Source organism: Streptomyces aureocirculatus, from assembly GCF_000720475.1.
Taxonomy (GTDB): Bacteria; Actinomycetota; Actinomycetes; order Streptomycetales; family Streptomycetaceae; genus Streptomyces; species Streptomyces aureocirculatus.
In genome coordinates this window covers 111,001-127,717 of the sequence record NZ_JOAP01000002.1, presented here as the reverse complement: position 1 = coordinate 127,717, position 16,717 = coordinate 111,001, and the positions used below count along the sequence as shown (strand labels likewise).

The following is a 16,717-nucleotide window of genomic DNA, read 5'->3' as shown; positions in this document are numbered from 1 at the left end:
TTGCTTGGCCCGCGGTGTCGCAACGCCGGTGCCTCTCACGCTGACAACCGGCAGGGGCCAAAAACAATCAGTGCCGGGCGAATTACGGATACGCAAAGAAAGCCGGAAGCCCTGGTGGACAGCGTTCGGGAGCGGTGTGGTCACACAGGGTGAGGCATTCTGGGTGGGCCGGATCCGGCGGACGCTGACCGAAAAGGGCGCCGGTCCCGTGCTCGTGCTCGTCGGCGGGGCCGCGGGCACCGGCAAGAGCCGTTTCCTGCGCCGCCTGGCCGCGCTGCCGGAGGCCGCGGGCACGGTGGCGACCTGGCGGTGCGGCGACGAACCGCCGCCCGCCATCGACACCGAGCGGCCCGCGTTGGTGCTGGTCGACGACGTGCACCGGGCGGACGACGAGGAGCTGACCCGGGTACGGGGCCTGTTGCGGCGACCTTGGCCGCGCCTTGCCGTCGTCGTCACGTACCGCCCCGAGGAACTGGCCTGCCCCGGTCTGCCGCTCGGCCCGGCGCCGCTCCGGTACGGGGACGACCTGGTCGTGCTGCGCCACCTGGTGCGGCCGTGGGACGCCGGGCAGGTGGAGGAGGCGGCCAAGGAGATCCTGGGGGAGGGGTGCACGCCCCAGGCGGTGGCGCGGCTGCACGAGCGGTCGGGCGGCGTGGCCCAGGTGGTGACGGACCTGTTGGCCGTGCTGCGGGACAGCGCGGGAAGGCGCTGCACCCCGGCCGACGTCGACGCGGCGGGCGTACCCGTCCGCCTCGCCGACCTGATACTGAGCCGCACACACGCCCTGCCCCGGCTCGCACGGCGCGTGGTGTGGGCAGCGGCGGTCCTCGGCGAGCCGGCGTCCGCCGAGGACTTGCTGGAGGTCGCGGGGGTGGAGGGCGGCGGCCTGGGTGTGCCCACGGCCCTGGGGGTGGGAGGTGGTGGGCAAGGTGCGCTGCTCGCCGCGCTGGAGGGGGCCGCCCTGGTGGAGGACACGGAGCACCGGTACGCCCTGCCGGTCCCGCTCGCGGCGGCGGCCGTCCTGGAGACGGTACCGGGACCCGTACGCCAGGAACTGCACGGCCGGGCGGCGGACGTGCTGCAACGCCGACAGCCGGTGCCCTGGGCGGCGCTGGCCCGCCACCACCGGGCCGGCGGCCGGGTGGAAGCCTGGCTGCGGACCGTCGAGGAGGCCGCCCGGCAGGCCGCCGCCGAGGGCCGCCACCAGGACGCCATCGCCCTGCTCGAAGGCGCCCTCGCCTCCCCCTTGGTACCGCGGCACGCGCGAGCGCGCCTCGCCCCCGTACTCGCGGGCAGCGCCGTCGTCGGCCTGCGCTCGGACCAGACGGTCGAAGTGCTGACGCAGATCGTGCAGGACGAGGAACTGCCGACGGCCGTACGCGGCGAGATGCGCCTGGACCTGGGACTGCTGCTGTGCAACCAGGTCGGCATGAGCACCCACGGCTGGGCCGAGCTGGAACAGTCGGCCGCGGAGCTGCGCGAGGAGCGGCCGGAGCTGGCGGCCCGGGCCATGTCGGCACTGGCGATGCCGTACTGGCCGGGGAACTCCCTGGAGGTCCACCTGGCCTGGATGCGGGACGCCGAGGCGGCGAGCGCGGACAGCGGCGACGAGGTCGTCAAGACCGCGGTGGCCGCGAACCGGGCCGGTCTCGCCCTCAGCTACGGCAACCCCGAAGGCTGGCAGCTCTTGCAGGCGCTGCCGTTCGACAGCCCCGACCCCCGCTGCCGCAGGCATGTGGCACGCGGCCTGTGCAACGCCGCGGACTCCGCGGTCTGGCTCGGCTACTACGACCGGGCGCGCGAACTCCTCGCCGACGGCCTCGAACTGTCCGCCCGCAGCGGCGCCCCCTACACCGAGCGGACGGCACTCGGCACCCGGCTGCTGCTCGAATGGGCCACCGGGCGCTGGGAAGGCCTCGGCGAGCGCTGTGAGGAGTTCGTCAGGGAGACCGACGACATGCCCGTCATCTCGGCCGACGCCCGCACCGTCCTCGGCCTGCTGAACCTCGCCCGGGGCGGCTGGGGCCCGGCGGCGTCATGGCTGTCCGGCAAGGACGCGCCCCTGGCCGAGCACGCCGCCGCACCCCTCGGAGCGACCCTCGCAGGAGCCCTCATCCGGCTGGCCCTGGCACGGCAGGACTTCGCGGGCGCCGCGGACCAGGCCCGTACCGCGTGGGCGAACATTCTGGCCAAGGGCGTGTTCGTATGGGCGGCGGAACTGGCGCCGTGGGCCGTGGAAGCGCTGGCCCGGGACGGTGACGCGGCCGGGGCCCGCGGGATCGTGGACGCCTTCGCCCGCGGTCTGAGCGGCCTTGAGTCCCCCACCGCCGAGGCGTCCCTGGTGTGGACCCGTGCCGTGCTCGCCGAAGTGACGGGCGACCTGGAGCAGGCCGTGACCCGCTACCAGGAGGCGGGGGCCGCGTTCGCCGCGCTGCCCCGGCCGTACGCCCGGGCCCTGACGGCCGAGGGAGCCGGGCGCTGCGGCCTGGAGATGGCGAACTCCGGGACGTACGGCGACGACGGGGACGGGGCCGGGGACGGGGACGGGGACGGGGACACGGAAGGGGGCGGCACACGCCCCCGGGCCACGGGTGGCGGCGCGCACGGCGGAGGCCGCGACCGGGCCCTGACGGAACTCGCCTTCGCCGCCCGGCAGTTCAGCGACCTGGGCGCGGCCTGGGACGCCGCCCGCGTACGCGCGGTGTCCCGTGCCCACCAGCCCGAGAAGGACCGGCGCAGGCCGGGGCGGCCCTCGTACCGCGACCAGCTCTCACCCCGGGAGCGCGAAGTCGCGGAACTGGCGGGGAACGGTCTCACCAACCGCGAGATCGCCACCACCCTGCACCTGTCGCCCCGTACCGTCGAGCAGCATGTCGCCCGCGCCATGCGCAAGCTCGGCACGGCGACCCGGCAGGAACTGGCAGTCGTCGGCAGTTACGCGGACGAGACGGCCGAAGCGGTCGAAGCGGCTGAAGCAGCCGGAGCGGCCAAAGCAGCCGAAGCAGCCGAAGCCGCCGAAGCAGCCGAGGCGGTCAAAGCCGCTGAAGCGGCCGAAGCAGCCCAGGCGGAGAATCGTGCAACCACCCCTGCGGCGGGCGGAGTTGACGGCCTGGGCAACAGCGCGACCTCCAAAACCCCAGGTCAGGACTAGACCAGCCCAGCCCGAAGCGCTGGTTAATTGCGTATCCGTAGGTTGGGGCCTCCGGATAGGCGTGGTGTTCGCTCGGCCATAAGTTCCCTGCCATCCGGTTAGTCGAACGTTCATCTGTCGCGGGCCATTCGTGGCGGACGCCCGTTCGGCCGACCGGTGTCGTGCAAAGGCGCTCAGCAGGGATCCATGCCAACTGTCTCGCCCACCTGACGGCGAGGCGGGGAACTCTGCCGTCACGACGCACGGCTCGGGCGCCGATGACCCGGCACGCGAACCGTGCGCTGCCCGCGCACCGCCGCGCCTGCTGAACCCCCACACCCCAGGTTCCACCTTTCAGCAGGCGCGGGTCATTTGTCATGCACGGTACGAACCGCCGGTCCGGCACGTCCCGGACCGGCCCGTGAGAGGCAGTTCCTTGAAGGGTTCCAGACGCACCCGCATATCCCTCCTGGCCGCGGCGACGGCCGCGGCCGTCCTCGGCACCGGAGTCACCACCGTCCTCGCAGCTCCGGGCCCGGACCGCGCCGACGCACCCGGCGCGTCCGTGGCGAAGGCGGTCCCGTCCGAGCGCATCATCGTCGGCTACACCGCACGCGCCGAGGAGGCGAAGTCCAACGCCGAGGCGGACAAGGACGTCCGCGCCAAGGGCGAGGACGTCGGTGAGAGCCTCGGCTTCGACCGGCGCCTCGGCACCGGCGCCGCCCTCGTCGACCTCGGCGACAAGCTCGGCAGCAAGGACGTCAAGGAGGTCATGGGCGCTTTCGCGGCCGACCCCGACGTCGCCTATGTGGTTCCGGACAGCCGTATGTACGCCGCGGCCGACCCCAACGACTCCCACTACTCCCAGCAGTGGGACCTGTTCGAGAACCGCGCGGGCATGAGGGTCCCGGGGGCCTGGGCCAAGGGCGTGACGGGCGCGGGCGTCAACGTCTCCGTGATCGACACCGGTTACGTCGCGCACTCCGACCTGGCCGCCAACGTGGTCTCCGGGTACGACTTCATCTCCGACCCCTGGATGGCCCAGGACGGCGGCGGCCGCGACAGCAGTGCCGCGGACCCCGGCGACTGGATGAACCGCGGCGAGTGCGGCACGGACGCGGGCGGGCAGCCCGTCCCCGCCCGCGACACCAACAACTCCTGGCACGGCACGCACGTCGCCGGCACCATCGCCGCCGCGGGCGACAACGCCCAGGGCATCACGGGCATCGCCCACCGGGCCAAGATCCAGCCCGTGCGCGTGCTCGGCAAGTGCGGCGGCACGACCGCCGACATCATCGACGCCATCACCTGGTCGTCCGGCGGCACCGTACGCGGCGTGACGAACAACCCGTACCCCGCCGACGTCATCAACATGAGCCTGGGCGGCGGCGGTGCGTGCGACGCGGGCACCCAGAGCGCCATCGACGCCGCCGTGGGCCGTGGCACCACGATCGTCGTCGCGGCCGGGAACTCGAACGCCAACGCCGCGAACTTCAACCCCGCGAGCTGCAAGAACGTCATCGCCGTCGCGGCGAGTGACCGCGAGGGCGACAGGGCCTCCTACTCCAACCACGGCAGCGTCGTGGACATCACCGCCCCCGGCGGCGAGACGTCGCCGAACACCGCGAACGGCATCCTGTCCACGCTGAACTCCGGCACCCGCGGCGTCGGCAGCGAGAACTACGTCCCGTACCAGGGCACCAGCATGGCCGCGCCGCACATCGCGGGCCTGGCCGCGCTGATGTACCAGGCCCGGTCCGGCATCACCCCGGCCCAGGTCGAGTCCACCGTCAAGAGCAACGCCCGCCCGCTGGCCGGGTCCTGCTCCGGAGGCTGCGGCGCGGGCCTGGCGGACGCGACGGCGACCCTGACGGCACTCGGCTCCTGATCAGCGGTCGCACGGCTCGGGGCCCGGTGTCGCGACGGCACCGGGCCCCTCGGCGCGTACCGGGGGCCGGGGGGTCGGGGCCGCTGATCAGGCGAGCCCGAGCAGCAGTCCGGAGAGTTCGGCGGGCATCGTGATCATGCAGTCGTGGCCCGTCGGCAGCTCCCACACCCGGGACGGGGAGCCGTTCGGCTGGATCGCGGGGACCGGGCGCCGGGTGATGCCTTCCGGGACGCCCACGACGCAGTGGACGTGCGCGCGCGGGACGGAGCGCACCGCCGGGTTGTCCAGGCGTACGGGCTGCTGGAGGCAGCGCACCGGCTGGTCCGAGAGCAGCGTACGCAGCCAGGCGACGTCCGCGGGGTCCGTGACCCCGAACAGGCCCGCGGGCGGCGGCACCCGCCACCCGCTCTCGGACCGTGTGGCCAGGTCGATGAGGGCCTGGGTGACGGGTAGGACGTCGACCGCCGTCTCGCCGTCCTCCGGGACCATCGCGTCCAGGTAGACCAGATGCGCGATCCGGTCCGGGACCTGGTTGGCGACGGAGGAGATGACAAGCCCGGCGTAGCTGTGCCCCACGAGCACCACGTCTGTGAGGTCCTGCTCGGCGATGAGCCCCACCACGTCGGCGACGTGCGTGTCCAGGCCCACATCGGGGCCGATCAGGTGCGCCTTGTCGCCGTAGCCGGTCAACGACGGGGCGAGCACCCGGTGTCCCGCCGCCTCGAGCAGCGGCACCACCCGGTCCCAGCACCGCCCGCTGTGCCAGGCACCGTGCACCAGAAGATAAGTCGGCATACTTCGTTCCATCCTTCGCTGATCGCGGGATGACGATGGAAGCGGGACGCTGTCCCGCTTGAGGGGAACGATACGGGACGCTGTCCCGTTTAGTCTGGGCGGGGCGAAGGGAGAGTGCGGATGGAGCCCGGTGAACGGGATCTCTCGCGTGCGGCGCGGCGGCCCAAGCGGGCGGACGCGCGGCGCAACGAGGCGGCGCTGCTCGATGCGGCCGCCGCCGTCTTCGTCGCGTCGGGCGTGGAAGCGCCGATCCGCGACATCGCGGCGCAGGCGGGCGTGGGGACCGCCACGATCTACCGGCACTTCCCGACGCGGGCGGACCTGATCGTCGCCGTCTACCGGCACCAGGTCGAGGCTCTCGCCGAGGCAGGACCCGAACTCCTCGTGGCGGCGGCGTCCCCGCACGACGCGCTGGCACGCTGGATCGACCTCTTCGTCGACTTCGTCGTCACCAAACACGGACTCGCCGCCGTGCTGCAGTCCGACGACCCCTGTTTCGACCCCCTGCACACCTACTTCCTCGACCGGCTCCTGCCCGTGTGCACCCGGCTGCTCGACGCCGCGGCGGCCGCGGGTGAGATCCGCTCCGGCCAGGACGCCTACGAACTCCTGCGCGGCGTCGCGAGCCTCTGCGCGGGTGCGGGCGGCAACCCCCGGTACGACACGCGCCGCCTGGTCGGGCTCCTCGTCGCGGGACTGCGCCGACCGCCCCGGCCCCCCGCCGAGCAGCCACACGGCGCATAGCGGACAGACCCTGACCGCAACTTCTGGGACGGTGGTCACCGCCGGAGGAGGCCGAGGCACCCCGGCGCCGGCCACCGATGAACCGACCCGTAAGCCCCTCAGGAGCCCCATGCGCCCTCAAGCACCCGGCGGTGAGCCGGGGACCGTGCTCGACGCCCGCGCCCTGAACCGCGCGACCCTCGCCCGCCAGTTGCTCCTGGACCGCGCGGACATGCCGGTCGTCGACGCCGTCGCCCACCTCGGGGGCCTACAGGCGCAGGAGCCGCAGGAGCCGTTCACCGGCCTCTGGTCACGGCTGCGGGCCTTCGTGCCGGACTCGCTCTCCGACCTGCTCGTCGAGCGGCGCGTGGTGCGTACGCATCTGATGCGCCGCACGGTTCACCTCGTCACCGCCGACGACGTCCTGGCCTGGCGGTCCCGGCACGACGCGATGCTGCGCCAGCGGGTGCTCGGCGTCTACCGCCGCGACCTCAAGGACGTGGACCTCGACGAACTCGCGGCGGCGGGCCGGGAGGCGCTGGCCGACGGCGAGCCCCGCACGATGGCCGAGCTCGTCCGGGCGGTCGCCGACCGCTGGCCCGCGACGGCGCCCCGCGCCCTGGGGGAGATGCTGATCGCCGGTGTCCTGCCCATGGTCCAGGTGCCGCCGCGAGGGCTGTGGCGCACCAAGGGCGGCGTACGCAACCTTCCGCTCGCCCGCTGGCTGGGGCGTGACGTCGACCCACTGCCCGATGACGGCTCCGACCCCGTCGGGCAGGTGCTGGTGCGCCGCTATCTGGCCGCCTACGGTCCGGCGGCCACGGCCGATCTGCGGGCCTGGAGCGGCCTCGCCGGGCTGCCGGCCGCGGTCGCCGCGACGCGCGGGGAACTGGTCGCCTTCCGTGACGAACGGGGCCGTGAGCTGCTCGACCTCCCCGACGCGCCGCGCCCGGACCCCGATGTGCCCGCGCCGGTGCGCTTCCTGCCCGCGTTCGACAACGCGATCCTCGGCTACCACGACCGCACCCGGATCATCGACGACGCCCACCGCCACCTGTCGGTCGACGGCGCACGCGTCGTCCTGGTCGACGGCCGGGTAGCGGCGACCTGGACCGTCAGCAAGGGCGACAAGAGCGACAGGGGTGATAGGAGCGACAAGAGGGGCACGGGAGGCAAGAGCGGCAAGAGCGGCAAGGACGAAGCGGGCACGGTGTCGGTCACCCCGCTGCGGCGCCTCTCCCGTACCGAACACGCCGCCGTCACCGAGGAGGGGCAGGTCCTCGCGGCGTTCCTCTCGGACGGCGGGAGCGAGCGCGTGGAAGTGGCCCCTGACTGACGCGGGACCCGTTCGGGAAGTTCGGGAGCGGGACGGACGGGCTCAGGCGAGCGTGACCCCGTACTCCCGCATCCAGGCGTCCACTTCCAGGATGGGAAGGAGCAGATGGCTGGAGTTGAGCCAGGTCATCGTCTTCGATCCGGCCCGGGTGAGGCCCTCGACGCGCTCGGGGTCGAAGACTCCGTGCAGCGGTGACGAGGGGTCGCTGAGGATCTTGTCGATGGAGCGCATGACGTCCGCGTCGTAGGCCGGGTCATGGGTTCCCGGGTAGCCGCTCTTGGGCCGGTCGAGGGTCTCCTGCGGCAGCACGTCGGCGAAGGCGAGGCGCAGCAGGCTCTTCCACCGGCCGTCGGCGTTCTTCATGTCCCACGGCACGTTCCACACGTACTCGATAAGCCGGTGGTCGCAGTAGGGCACCCGCACCTCCAGACCCACCGCCATGCTCATACGGTCCTTGCGGTCGAGGAGGTAGGCGAGCGGGCCCTTGAGGCTGTAGTACATGACCTCGCGCATGCGTGCGTTGAGGCCGTCCTCGCCGGGCAGCCGGGGGACCTCCGCCTTCAGGGTGAGGTAGCGGTCGTTCTCCGCGTCGGCAGGGCGGACACGGCGGTGCAGGTCGGGGGCGAAGGCGTCGGCGAGGCGCGGGGCGTCCCCGATCCAGGGGAACCGGTCGCGCCACACCAGGCGTTCGTCGTGGTACCAGGGGTAGCCGCCGAAGATCTCGTCGGCGGCCTCGCCGGAAAGCGCCACGGTGGACTCGCCGCGGATGGCCTTGAACAGCAGATGCATCGAGGTGTCGAACTGGCCGAGCGAGGGCAGGTCGCGGGCGCGGCGGGCGGCGGGCAGGGCCGCGAGGACGTCGTCGGTGTGCAGGACGATGTTGTGGTGGTGGGTGCCGAGGTACCGGGAGGCGAGCCGGGCATAGGGGGCGTCGCGCTCGGGCCGCAGCTTCGTCGGCTTGAAGTCCCGCTCGTCACCGGCGAACTCCACGGCGAAGGTGTGCAGCGGCCCCTCGCCCGCGGCGGTCAGGTCCCGGTGGGCGAGGGCGGACATGATGGTGGAGTCCAGGCCGCCGGACAGCATCGCCGAGCGCGGCACATCGGCGACGAGCTGCCGCTCGACGATGTCCTCCATCAGGTCCCTGACGGTGGCGACGGTCGTGTCCAGGTCGTCGTGGTGCTCGCGGCTGACCAGGCGCCAGTACGGGTACTCGTGGGCGCCGCTGCGGGAGAAGCGCAGGACGTGCCCGGGGCGCAGCTCGCGAAGACCGCGCAGGGGTGTCTCGCCGGGCAGGGCGAGCCGGGCGTTGAAGAGGATGGGCAGGCTGTCCTCGTCGACGACGGGCCGGAAGAGCGGGTTGGCGAAGATGCCCTTGGGCTCCGAGGCGAACAGGATGCCGCCCGGATAGGTGGAGTAGTACAGCGGTTTGATGCCCACGCGGTCGCGGGCGAGGACGACTTCCTCACGGGCGGCGTCCCACACGGCGAAGGCGAACATGCCGTTGAAGCGGTCGACGCAGGAGGCGCCCCATTCGAGGTACGAGCGCAGCACCACCTCGGTGTCGGAGCGGGTGGTGAAGCGGTGGCCGCGCTGCTTGAGGGCCTCGCGCAGTTCGCGGAAGTTGTAGACCTCGCCGCTGTAGACGAGGACGACGGGTTCCCGGTGCGGTCCCGCCGTGGCGACGGCGGGCTGGGCGCCGCCCTCCAGGTCGATGATGGAAAGACGCCGGTGACCCAGCGCCGTGTGCGGGCCGAGCCAGGTGCCGGTGTCGTCAGGGCCCCGCAGGGCCATGGTGTCGGTCATGCGCTGGAGGGTGGCCTGTTCCCGGCCGAGGTCGCGGGTGAAGTCGATCCAGCCGACGATGCCGCACATGCGCGTCCTTTCCGCGGCCGCCGGACCGGCGGCCGCTGTGTGGCTGTGTGTCGGAGGCTGTGTGCCGTTGTGTCGGAGGCTCCCGGTACGGGGAGCGGGTGCCCGGCCGGGTGTCAGGGAGCCGCCGCGACGGGCGCCGCGGGAAGCCTGCGCAGGTCGTCGCGCAGAGCGAGCTGGAGCGTGCGCAGGTCTTCGACGTCCGGTGCCGCGAAGGTCGCGGGGGCGTCGGGCCAGCGGTCCCGCAGGGCGTGCAGGGCCGCGGACGTGAACTGTGCCTTGCCGCGCCGGTCCACCGTGATCCCGTCGAGCCCCGACCACTGCTCGTTGCGGGCGACCGCCTGGCGTTCGGACGTGCCCGGTGGCAGCCGCAGGGCGATGCTGTGGCCGGTGACGGTGACCGGGTAGCCGCCGGGGAGGCCGTTGGGTGCCGGTACGTGTCCGGCGTAGTAGTCGCGCGGGTGCGTCAGGGCGTCGACGACGTCGGCGCCGGCGTTCGCGCCGATCTCGTTGAGGTCGGCGCGGGGGTGGCGGCGGCCCCTTTCGAGGATGTCGTGGGTCGGGGTCAGGGCCTTGTCGTCGAGCCAGGCCTGCGCCTCTTCGGCGGGCGTGGGCGGGCTGTGCAGATGGGTGTGGTGGGCGAGGACCTTCAGCCGTGACTCGTCGGCGATGAGCAGGTCGCGGCGGATCAGTCCGGCCAGTGTGGCGACGTTGCCGAGGCCGCACAGGACGGGAAGGCCCGCCGCGTGCAGGAGCGGGTTGACGGCGTCGGGGAAGCAGGCGTTGACCACGGCCGTGCCCGGGCTCGCCTCGGCGCAGGCCGACGTGGCGCGCAGCGCGGTCGCCGCCTGGAGGGGCAGGGTCACGCCGAACCCGGCCGCCCGGACCAGGTCCGTCCACGCGGAGGCGGGCCCGCGGGTCTCCGCGGGCGACAGGTCGGAGGTGCAGACGGCGAGGACCCGTGGCCGGTGGCGGGCGAGCAGGGGGCGCAGATCGGCGCCGCCGCGCACGTCGAGCCGGTGCCGGCAGAACCGGACGGGCCGCCCGGCGATGACGGCGTGCGCCTGGGCGACCCCGGCGAGGTGCTCGGCGCGCTCGCGGTCCTGGCTCACCAGGTGCACCCGGGTGGGGCCGCTCGCGCGCTGGGCGATGGCCCGCACCAGGGCGCCCGCGAATGCGCCGGTGCCGAGGACGACGATGTCGTGGATGTCGTGGGCGGGATTCACGGCAGAACTCCCGGTGTCTGGGGGTGCTGCTGCGCCGCCGCCGTCAGGGGGGTGCCCTTCAAGAAGGTGTCCAGGTGGACGATCTCCGGTGCGGGCAGGCCGGGGCAGCGGGAGCTGAGGTCCAGGCGGGGCGGGCGGTCGTCGTCGGTGAAGTAGACCGGTGTGAGGACACCGGCGCCGGGTCCTGGGCGCGGCGGGCCCGTCCGCAGCAGGGGGTTGGCCACCAGGAAGTCGCGGACGGCGGGTGTGTCACGCCGGGCCTCGATCCTGACGCGCTTGGTGGAGAAGTGGTTGGGGGGCAGTTCGGGGCGGGCCCCCAGTTTGCGCTTCCACTGGAAGATGCCCTTGCTGAGGAACGCCTCGGTGCCGAAGAAGTCCACGCGGGGCACGCCGTGGTCGCAGGCCCACCGCAGCAGATGGTGGTAGAGCGCCTTGAACGCGCCGCTGCGGTAGTGCTCGTCCAGGCCGTCGAGGACGCCGAGGAGCCGGGTGGTGAGGGTGCGGCGGTCCCTCGACCAGTGGCACAGGACCCCGGCCACCCGCGTGCCCGCCTGCCGGAGGAAGAAGAGCGTGCCGCGGGGGAGCACGGCGTGGCGGGCGACGTCGAAGCGTTCGGTGCGGATGCGTTCGCCGTGCCGCTGCCGCATGGTCGGCGTGTGCAGACGCTCGTAGAAGAACGCGAGGGCCTCCGGTGAGGGATCCTCTTCGAGGTCCCAGTCGTGCGCGCGCTGATCGCGCCGGAACTGCCCTCGTTCGCGTTTGGAGATCAGCCGCTGCAACTCCTCATGGGTGGCCGGTATGTCCACGACGAGATGGAGGCGGAAGGGCGCGAGGACGGCGCCGTGTCCTGGCAGTCCGCGGAGCGTGTGCTCCTCGGCGCCGAGCACCACCAGGTCGGCGTCGGGCAGGCACCCCGCGGCGAGGTCGTGCCGACGCAGACGTGCGGCCGTGCGGTGGCTCGTCGGCGCCCCCAGTTGTGCCCGCTGCTGTTCGAGGAGCTGGAGGATGTTGGTGCGGCCGATGCCGAGCCCGGCGTAGGCGATGCTCACCCCGCCGTTGTGGGCGTGCGAGACGAGTGCCGGTACGGTGCCCGGCAGGCTGTCGGCGGCGCGGCGGGCGGCGCGTCCCGCGGGTGAGGGGGTGTTGTTCCACCAGTAGGCGAGCCGGGCCCGCGTGGGCCCGAACGGGGGCGCCGGGGCGGCCCCGCCGCCGTGCCGCGCCGCGGCACCGGACGGCGGGGCCGCGACCGTGGGGCGCGCGGCGTCGTGCTGCGTGGTCATGAGGGGTCCTCAGCCGCTCGCCGCGGCGTGGACGAGGTCGCGCAGGCTGTCGTAGCCGGCGACCGGGTGCAGATGGTGGCTCTCCGGCGGCCGGTAGTGGTCGGCGTGGTACGACCCGGAGCCGTGGACGAGCACCTCCGGCAGGTCGAGGAGTTCGCGGTCGACGGCGTTGAGGACGCCCGTCACCGCCATCACCAGGGACCATTCACGCAACTGCCGCGGATCGGCGGGAAGTTCGACGCCCGCGGGCTCAAGGAGCCGCCGGATGTGCGGGTACCGGTCGAGGCACTCGGCGAGGGAGACGACGATTCCGCCGCCGCCCTGCTTGCGGATGATCTCGTTCATGCGTGGCGATGTCGCGGGGGTGCGGGTGTAGAAGGTGGGGTCGAGCCGTTCGTCGGGGGCGTAGGTCCGCTGCGGGAAGTGCGGATCCGTGTGCTGGGTGTAGACGCCGTCGCCGTGCTGCCACGCGGGGCGGTGGTCGAAGGCGCCGTGATAGTAGCTGGCCACCATGTCGGCCGTGTCCAGGTGCTGTACGAGGAAGTACTGGGCGCCGGTGTCGGGCCATTCGCGCCCGGTGTGCTGCTGCTGGCCGTAGAAGTGTCCGAGCAGCCCGAACGCGCTGGACACGGCGTGGGCGTGGACCCGCGGGACGGACGGCAGCCGGTCGCGTTCGAACAGGGCCCTCGCGGTGTCCGCGACGACATAGTTGTCGAGGTCCAGGGTGTGCCACAGGCGTGTCCCGTGCCGGGCGAACACCGCGTCGGCCTCCTGGTCGGCCACCGCGCGGGCCAGCTCCTTCACTTCGTGGGACCCCGCGCTGTCGCGCACGGCGAGCGGGTTCCTGGCGCGCAGGTCCGCGTCGTCGGTCAGGGGCGAGCGCCACACCTTGTGGCTCGACGAGGTGGGCAGGACGCACACGATGCGCAGGTGTCCGGGGTCGGTGAGGCCGGTCTCGTGGGCCCGGCGCACGGCGTCGCGCAGCGCGGTGGCCTTGTTGGCACTCGACGGGGTGATGATCATGACGGCTTCGCCGGTGCGCTGGATGTGGGCGACCGCGCGGGCCACGATCATGAGGGAGGCCAGCGTCTTGGTGGTCCGGGTGGCCGGGTTGTGCATCAGGTTCAGGAGCGTCAGACGGGTGTCGCGGTGTGTTCCCAGGTCCTGGGCGCTGATCACTCCCGGGGCGAAGAAGGCCTCCAACGCGGGTGTCAGGGGCGGCAGTCGCCAGCCGGGGCTGAAGGCGTCGGTCCCACTGCGCAGGCCGGTGGCGTCGAGGGTGCGGGAGAGCTCGTCGTAGTACCGGACGAGGACGCGGCTGAGGTTCTCCGCCGCGGCCCGGGGGGCGGCGGCGTCGGACCGGGAGTAGGTGGTCGTCATCAGACGGCCTCCTGTGCGACGGCCTCCTGGGCGAGAGCGTCGCCGCGGAGCAGCGGGGACGCGGCCGGGGTGTCGGGTACGTGGGCCGGGTCGGCGCCGATGTCCAGGGGGCGGTTGTTCTCGTCGACGAAGACGATGTGCGGCCGTAACCGCCGCGCCGTCTCCTCGGGGACGGTCTTGTAGGCGATGAGGATGACCAGGTCGCCGGGCGATATCAGCCGGGCCGCCGCGCCGTTGACGCCGACGACACCGGTGCCGCGCTCGCCCTCGATGACGTACGTGCTGAGCCGGTTGCCGTTGTTGATGTCGACGACGTCCAGCTTCTCGCCCGGCAGCAGATCGGCGGCGTCCATCAGATCGCGGTCGAGGGTGAGGGAGCCGACGTAGTGCAGGTCGGCCTGGGTCACGGTGGCCCGGTGGACCTTGCTGTGCAGCATGGTGCGGTACACGTGGTTCTCCTTGAGAGGGAGACAGTTGGGGGTGAGCCGGGTGCGGGAGTCAACTGGGGGAGGGGGTGCTGCGGGGACGCGTCAGGCGGCGATCTGGATGCGGCGCAGATGACGGCTGCGGTCGCTGAACGCGTTGCGCGCGTGCAGCAGGCGCCAGTTGTCCCACACGAGCATGTCGCGCTCGGTGTAGTCGACGGCCACGTGCTCGCGGTCGAAGGCCGCGTGCCACCGCTGCTGCAGCTCCACGGCCGGATCGTCGTCGTCGCGGATCAGGTTGTTGCAACTGAAGCGCACGATGAGCCCGCGCTCGTTCTCCTCCAGCAGGGGGTGGCGGGTCTTGAGGTCGAGACCGAGCCGCTGTACGCCCTCGGTGGTCTTCCAGTCGTAGGTCTGTGCCGTCATGCGCTCGCGCTCCGCGGGCGTCAGGGACTCGACCCAGGGCCTGGTGTCGGCGAGCGTCGTCTCCCCGCCGGGACCCTCGGCCGGGGTGACACACCACAGGGCGATGTAGCGCGGCGGGACGACGGCGAAGTCGTACCCTTCCGAATGCGGGGTCAGCGGCCGTGTGTTGCCCGCGTGGTAGACGTCGTCCATGCCGGGTTCGGGGCGCACGTCGCCGACGACGGCGCCGGTGTAGTTGGGTACGAACCTGCCGAGCCGGCGGCAGAAGCGCACCGGGTCGAACTCCTCGGGGACGTTGCACATCAGGACATAGCCGTGCTCGTCCATGAGCTGGTGGAACGTCTTCATGAGCAGCTCGTCCGTGAGCGGCTCACCATTGAAATCGACCTGGGAAAGAATGCTGATCGGAGAGTGTGCCATTTCTGCTCCGGTGAAAGCGCAGGGCTGCGCACTGCATGGCACGCAGCGGAGGGTGGGGGATTGTCAGGCCGGATGACCGGCTGCTGAGCGCCTGATCATTTCCTGTCAATTCTGTGCTGCGTCGCCACGATAGCGGGATTTAACGCGCTCCTGTCAAGCTGCGCCCGCATTCTCACCGGGCGTATGCGTGCAGTCATTTCGGAATCTCTAATTCCGTAGAATTTGCTGGTCAGGGAGATACTTGACGATATCTTGAAGGTTCGGAATGGAAACGGAAAGTAGTCCTGTTTGCTGCCGGAGGCGCGGGGTACCCGCGCTCCGTTATTTGTGGCCGTGCATGCGATGGCGTCTTCTCGTCGGACGTAACAGTGCGACCGGGAAGGCGTGAAAATGACCCCATGCTCCTGGGGTTACGACCGACATCGCGGTGTCGGCTGTATCGCCATGCGCGGACGATGGAGAAAGGGCGCTTTCATTGAGCCAAAAACCCGCTCAGGAGGTCACGGGCGACCGGCCGACCGTCCGCCGCCTCCTGCTCAGCGAAGGCGTGACCGCGTTCGGGGACGGCCTCTGGTTCAGCATGTGGGCGGTCTATCTGACGGCGATCCAGGGCCTGCCCGCGGCCTCCATGGGTCTTGCCATGGGCATCGGCGGCGGCATCGGCCTCCTTGCCGCGCTGCCGATCGGCACGCTCACCGACCGCCTCGGGGCCCGCGAGGTGCTCCTCGCCGTCACGGTCCTGCGCGCGGCCTTCTCCCTCACTTACCTGTTCCTGCACAGCTTCTGGCCGCTGCTCGTGGCCGCGGCCCTGTTCACCTCGATGGAGACCGCGGCCAAGGGCACCAAGGTCGCGTTCGTGTACCTGCTGATGCCGGAAGGCGCGTGCATGCCGGTCCTCGCCCGGGCCCGGGTGGTGCAGCATCTGCTGTACGCGGCCGGTGCGGGCGCGGCGGCCTGGGTGCTCTCCCGCTCGGACGCCGGTCCGTACCACGGCGCCGTCGTCGTCAACAGCCTGACGTTCTTGGCGTCGGCGGCCGTCCTTATGCGGCTGCCGCACGTCCCGCCCGTGCCCGCCGCGCGCAGGCCCGCCGGGACGGTGGCGCTCCGCAACCTGCCCTTCGTCGCCATCATGAGCAGCACCGCCCTGCTCGCCCTGTGCTGGGCGCTGCTCTCCAGCGGGCTGCCGCTGTGGCTCAAGGAGGACACCGTCGCCCCGGTGTGGATCGCACCGCTCGCGGTCCTCGTCAGCTCCCTGCTGATCGCCCTGTTCCAGATCCGGGTCACCCGCAGCGGGCAGCGCCTCGTGGGCGCGGTGCGCTCGTCGCGGCGGGCCGGTCTCGCCCTCGCGGGCTGCTGCCTGGTCTTCGCCGCGGCGGCCTGGCCCGCGAGCCCGCTGATCGCCTGCCTGTTGGTCCTGGGCGGCCTGGTCCTGCACGTGGTGGGCGAGCTGTACTACGTCGCCGCCCGCTGGGGCCTCTCCCTGACCCTCATGGCCCCCGGGGCCCAGGGCCAGTACCAGGCGGTCGCCGCCAGTACGGAAGGAGGGGTCGTCGCCGTCGGCCCCGCCCTGGTCACCACCCTGGTCACCGGCGCCGGCACCACGGGCTGGGGCGTCCTCGCCCTGGTCTTCCTCGTCTGCGCCCTGCCGGTGGCACGACTGTGCCGTCCGGCGCTACGGCGCGCGGCCGATCCGGCGGGCGCACGGGAGCGATCGGCGGCGTGAGACTGTGTGGTCCGAGCAAATGTCAGTTCGTGAACCAAAATAGGATGGTTCCTGACGGGGGCACATGAGGTCAAACGGGTCTACGGTGAGGGCGGC

Annotated in this window: 11 protein-coding genes and 1 pseudogene; 5 read left to right on the top strand and 7 right to left on the bottom strand. The window is 72.3% G+C overall.

The annotated features are described in order from the left end of the window. Window positions 1–136 precede the first annotated feature (136 nt). Complete coding sequence (locus IG78_RS0102520; protein ID WP_063760689.1) at window positions 137–3,151, top strand: LuxR C-terminal-related transcriptional regulator; 3,015 nt, start codon at window positions 137–139, stop codon at window positions 3,149–3,151. Between the two features lie 448 nt (window positions 3,152–3,599). Then, window positions 3,600–5,009, top strand: a pseudogene (locus IG78_RS0102515) (S8 family peptidase); the annotation flags it as partial. 96 nt (window positions 5,010–5,105) lie between these two features. Here IG78_RS0102515 and IG78_RS0102510 read toward each other — a convergent pair. After that, complete coding sequence (locus tag IG78_RS0102510; protein ID WP_030559383.1) at window positions 5,106–5,813, bottom strand: alpha/beta hydrolase; 708 nt, start codon at window positions 5,811–5,813, stop codon at window positions 5,106–5,108. Window positions 5,814–5,933: 120 nt separating this feature from the next. Here IG78_RS0102510 and IG78_RS0102505 point away from each other — a divergent pair, with 120 nt between their 5' ends. Both IG78_RS0102505 and IG78_RS0102500 read left to right on the top strand, forming a co-directional pair. After that, window positions 5,934–6,557 carry a TetR/AcrR family transcriptional regulator gene (locus IG78_RS0102505; RefSeq protein WP_030559382.1) on the top strand — a complete coding sequence of 208 codons (624 nt, stop codon included), beginning with the start codon at window positions 5,934–5,936 and terminating at the stop codon, window positions 6,555–6,557. A gap of 109 nt (window positions 6,558–6,666) precedes the next feature. Then, complete coding sequence (locus IG78_RS0102500; protein ID WP_031128807.1) at window positions 6,667–7,872, top strand: winged helix DNA-binding domain-containing protein; 1,206 nt, start codon at window positions 6,667–6,669, stop codon at window positions 7,870–7,872. Between the two features lie 42 nt (window positions 7,873–7,914). Here IG78_RS0102500 and asnB read toward each other — a convergent pair whose 3' ends face one another. The 6 genes from asnB to IG78_RS0102470 form a co-directional block, all read right to left on the bottom strand. Next, window positions 7,915–9,744, bottom strand: a complete 1,830-nt coding sequence (gene asnB / locus IG78_RS0102495; protein ID WP_030559379.1) for an asparagine synthase (glutamine-hydrolyzing) — start codon at window positions 9,742–9,744, stop codon at window positions 7,915–7,917. A gap of 113 nt (window positions 9,745–9,857) precedes the next feature. Continuing rightward, a complete protein-coding gene (locus tag IG78_RS0102490; protein WP_030559378.1) occupies window positions 9,858–10,967 on the bottom strand; it encodes a hypothetical protein in 1,110 nt (369 codons plus the stop codon). Continuing rightward, window positions 10,964–12,247 (bottom strand): GNAT family N-acetyltransferase, encoded by a 1,284-nt coding sequence (locus IG78_RS0102485; protein WP_030559376.1) that lies wholly within the window; start codon window positions 12,245–12,247, stop codon window positions 10,964–10,966. Before IG78_RS0102485 ends, IG78_RS0102490 begins: the two co-directional genes overlap by 4 nt. 9 nt (window positions 12,248–12,256) lie before the next feature. Then, window positions 12,257–13,627, bottom strand: a complete 1,371-nt coding sequence (locus IG78_RS0102480; RefSeq protein ID WP_030559375.1) for a DUF6002 family protein — start codon at window positions 13,625–13,627, stop codon at window positions 12,257–12,259. Continuing rightward, entirely contained in the window at window positions 13,627–14,076 is a 450-nt protein-coding gene (panD, locus tag IG78_RS0102475; protein ID WP_030559373.1) for an aspartate 1-decarboxylase, read from the bottom strand. Before panD ends, IG78_RS0102480 begins: the two co-directional genes overlap by 1 nt. Window positions 14,077–14,157: 81 nt before the next feature. Beyond that, entirely contained in the window at window positions 14,158–14,898 is a 741-nt protein-coding gene (locus tag IG78_RS0102470; protein ID WP_030559372.1) for a TauD/TfdA family dioxygenase, read from the bottom strand. 475 nt (window positions 14,899–15,373) lie between these two features. Here IG78_RS0102470 and IG78_RS0102465 point away from each other — a divergent pair, with 475 nt between their 5' ends. Next, the gene (locus IG78_RS0102465) at window positions 15,374–16,621 is read left to right on the top strand and encodes an MFS transporter (RefSeq protein ID WP_051852311.1); all 1,248 of its coding nucleotides are present in this window, start codon (window positions 15,374–15,376) and stop codon (window positions 16,619–16,621) included. The last annotated feature ends 96 nt before the right edge of the window (window positions 16,622–16,717 follow it).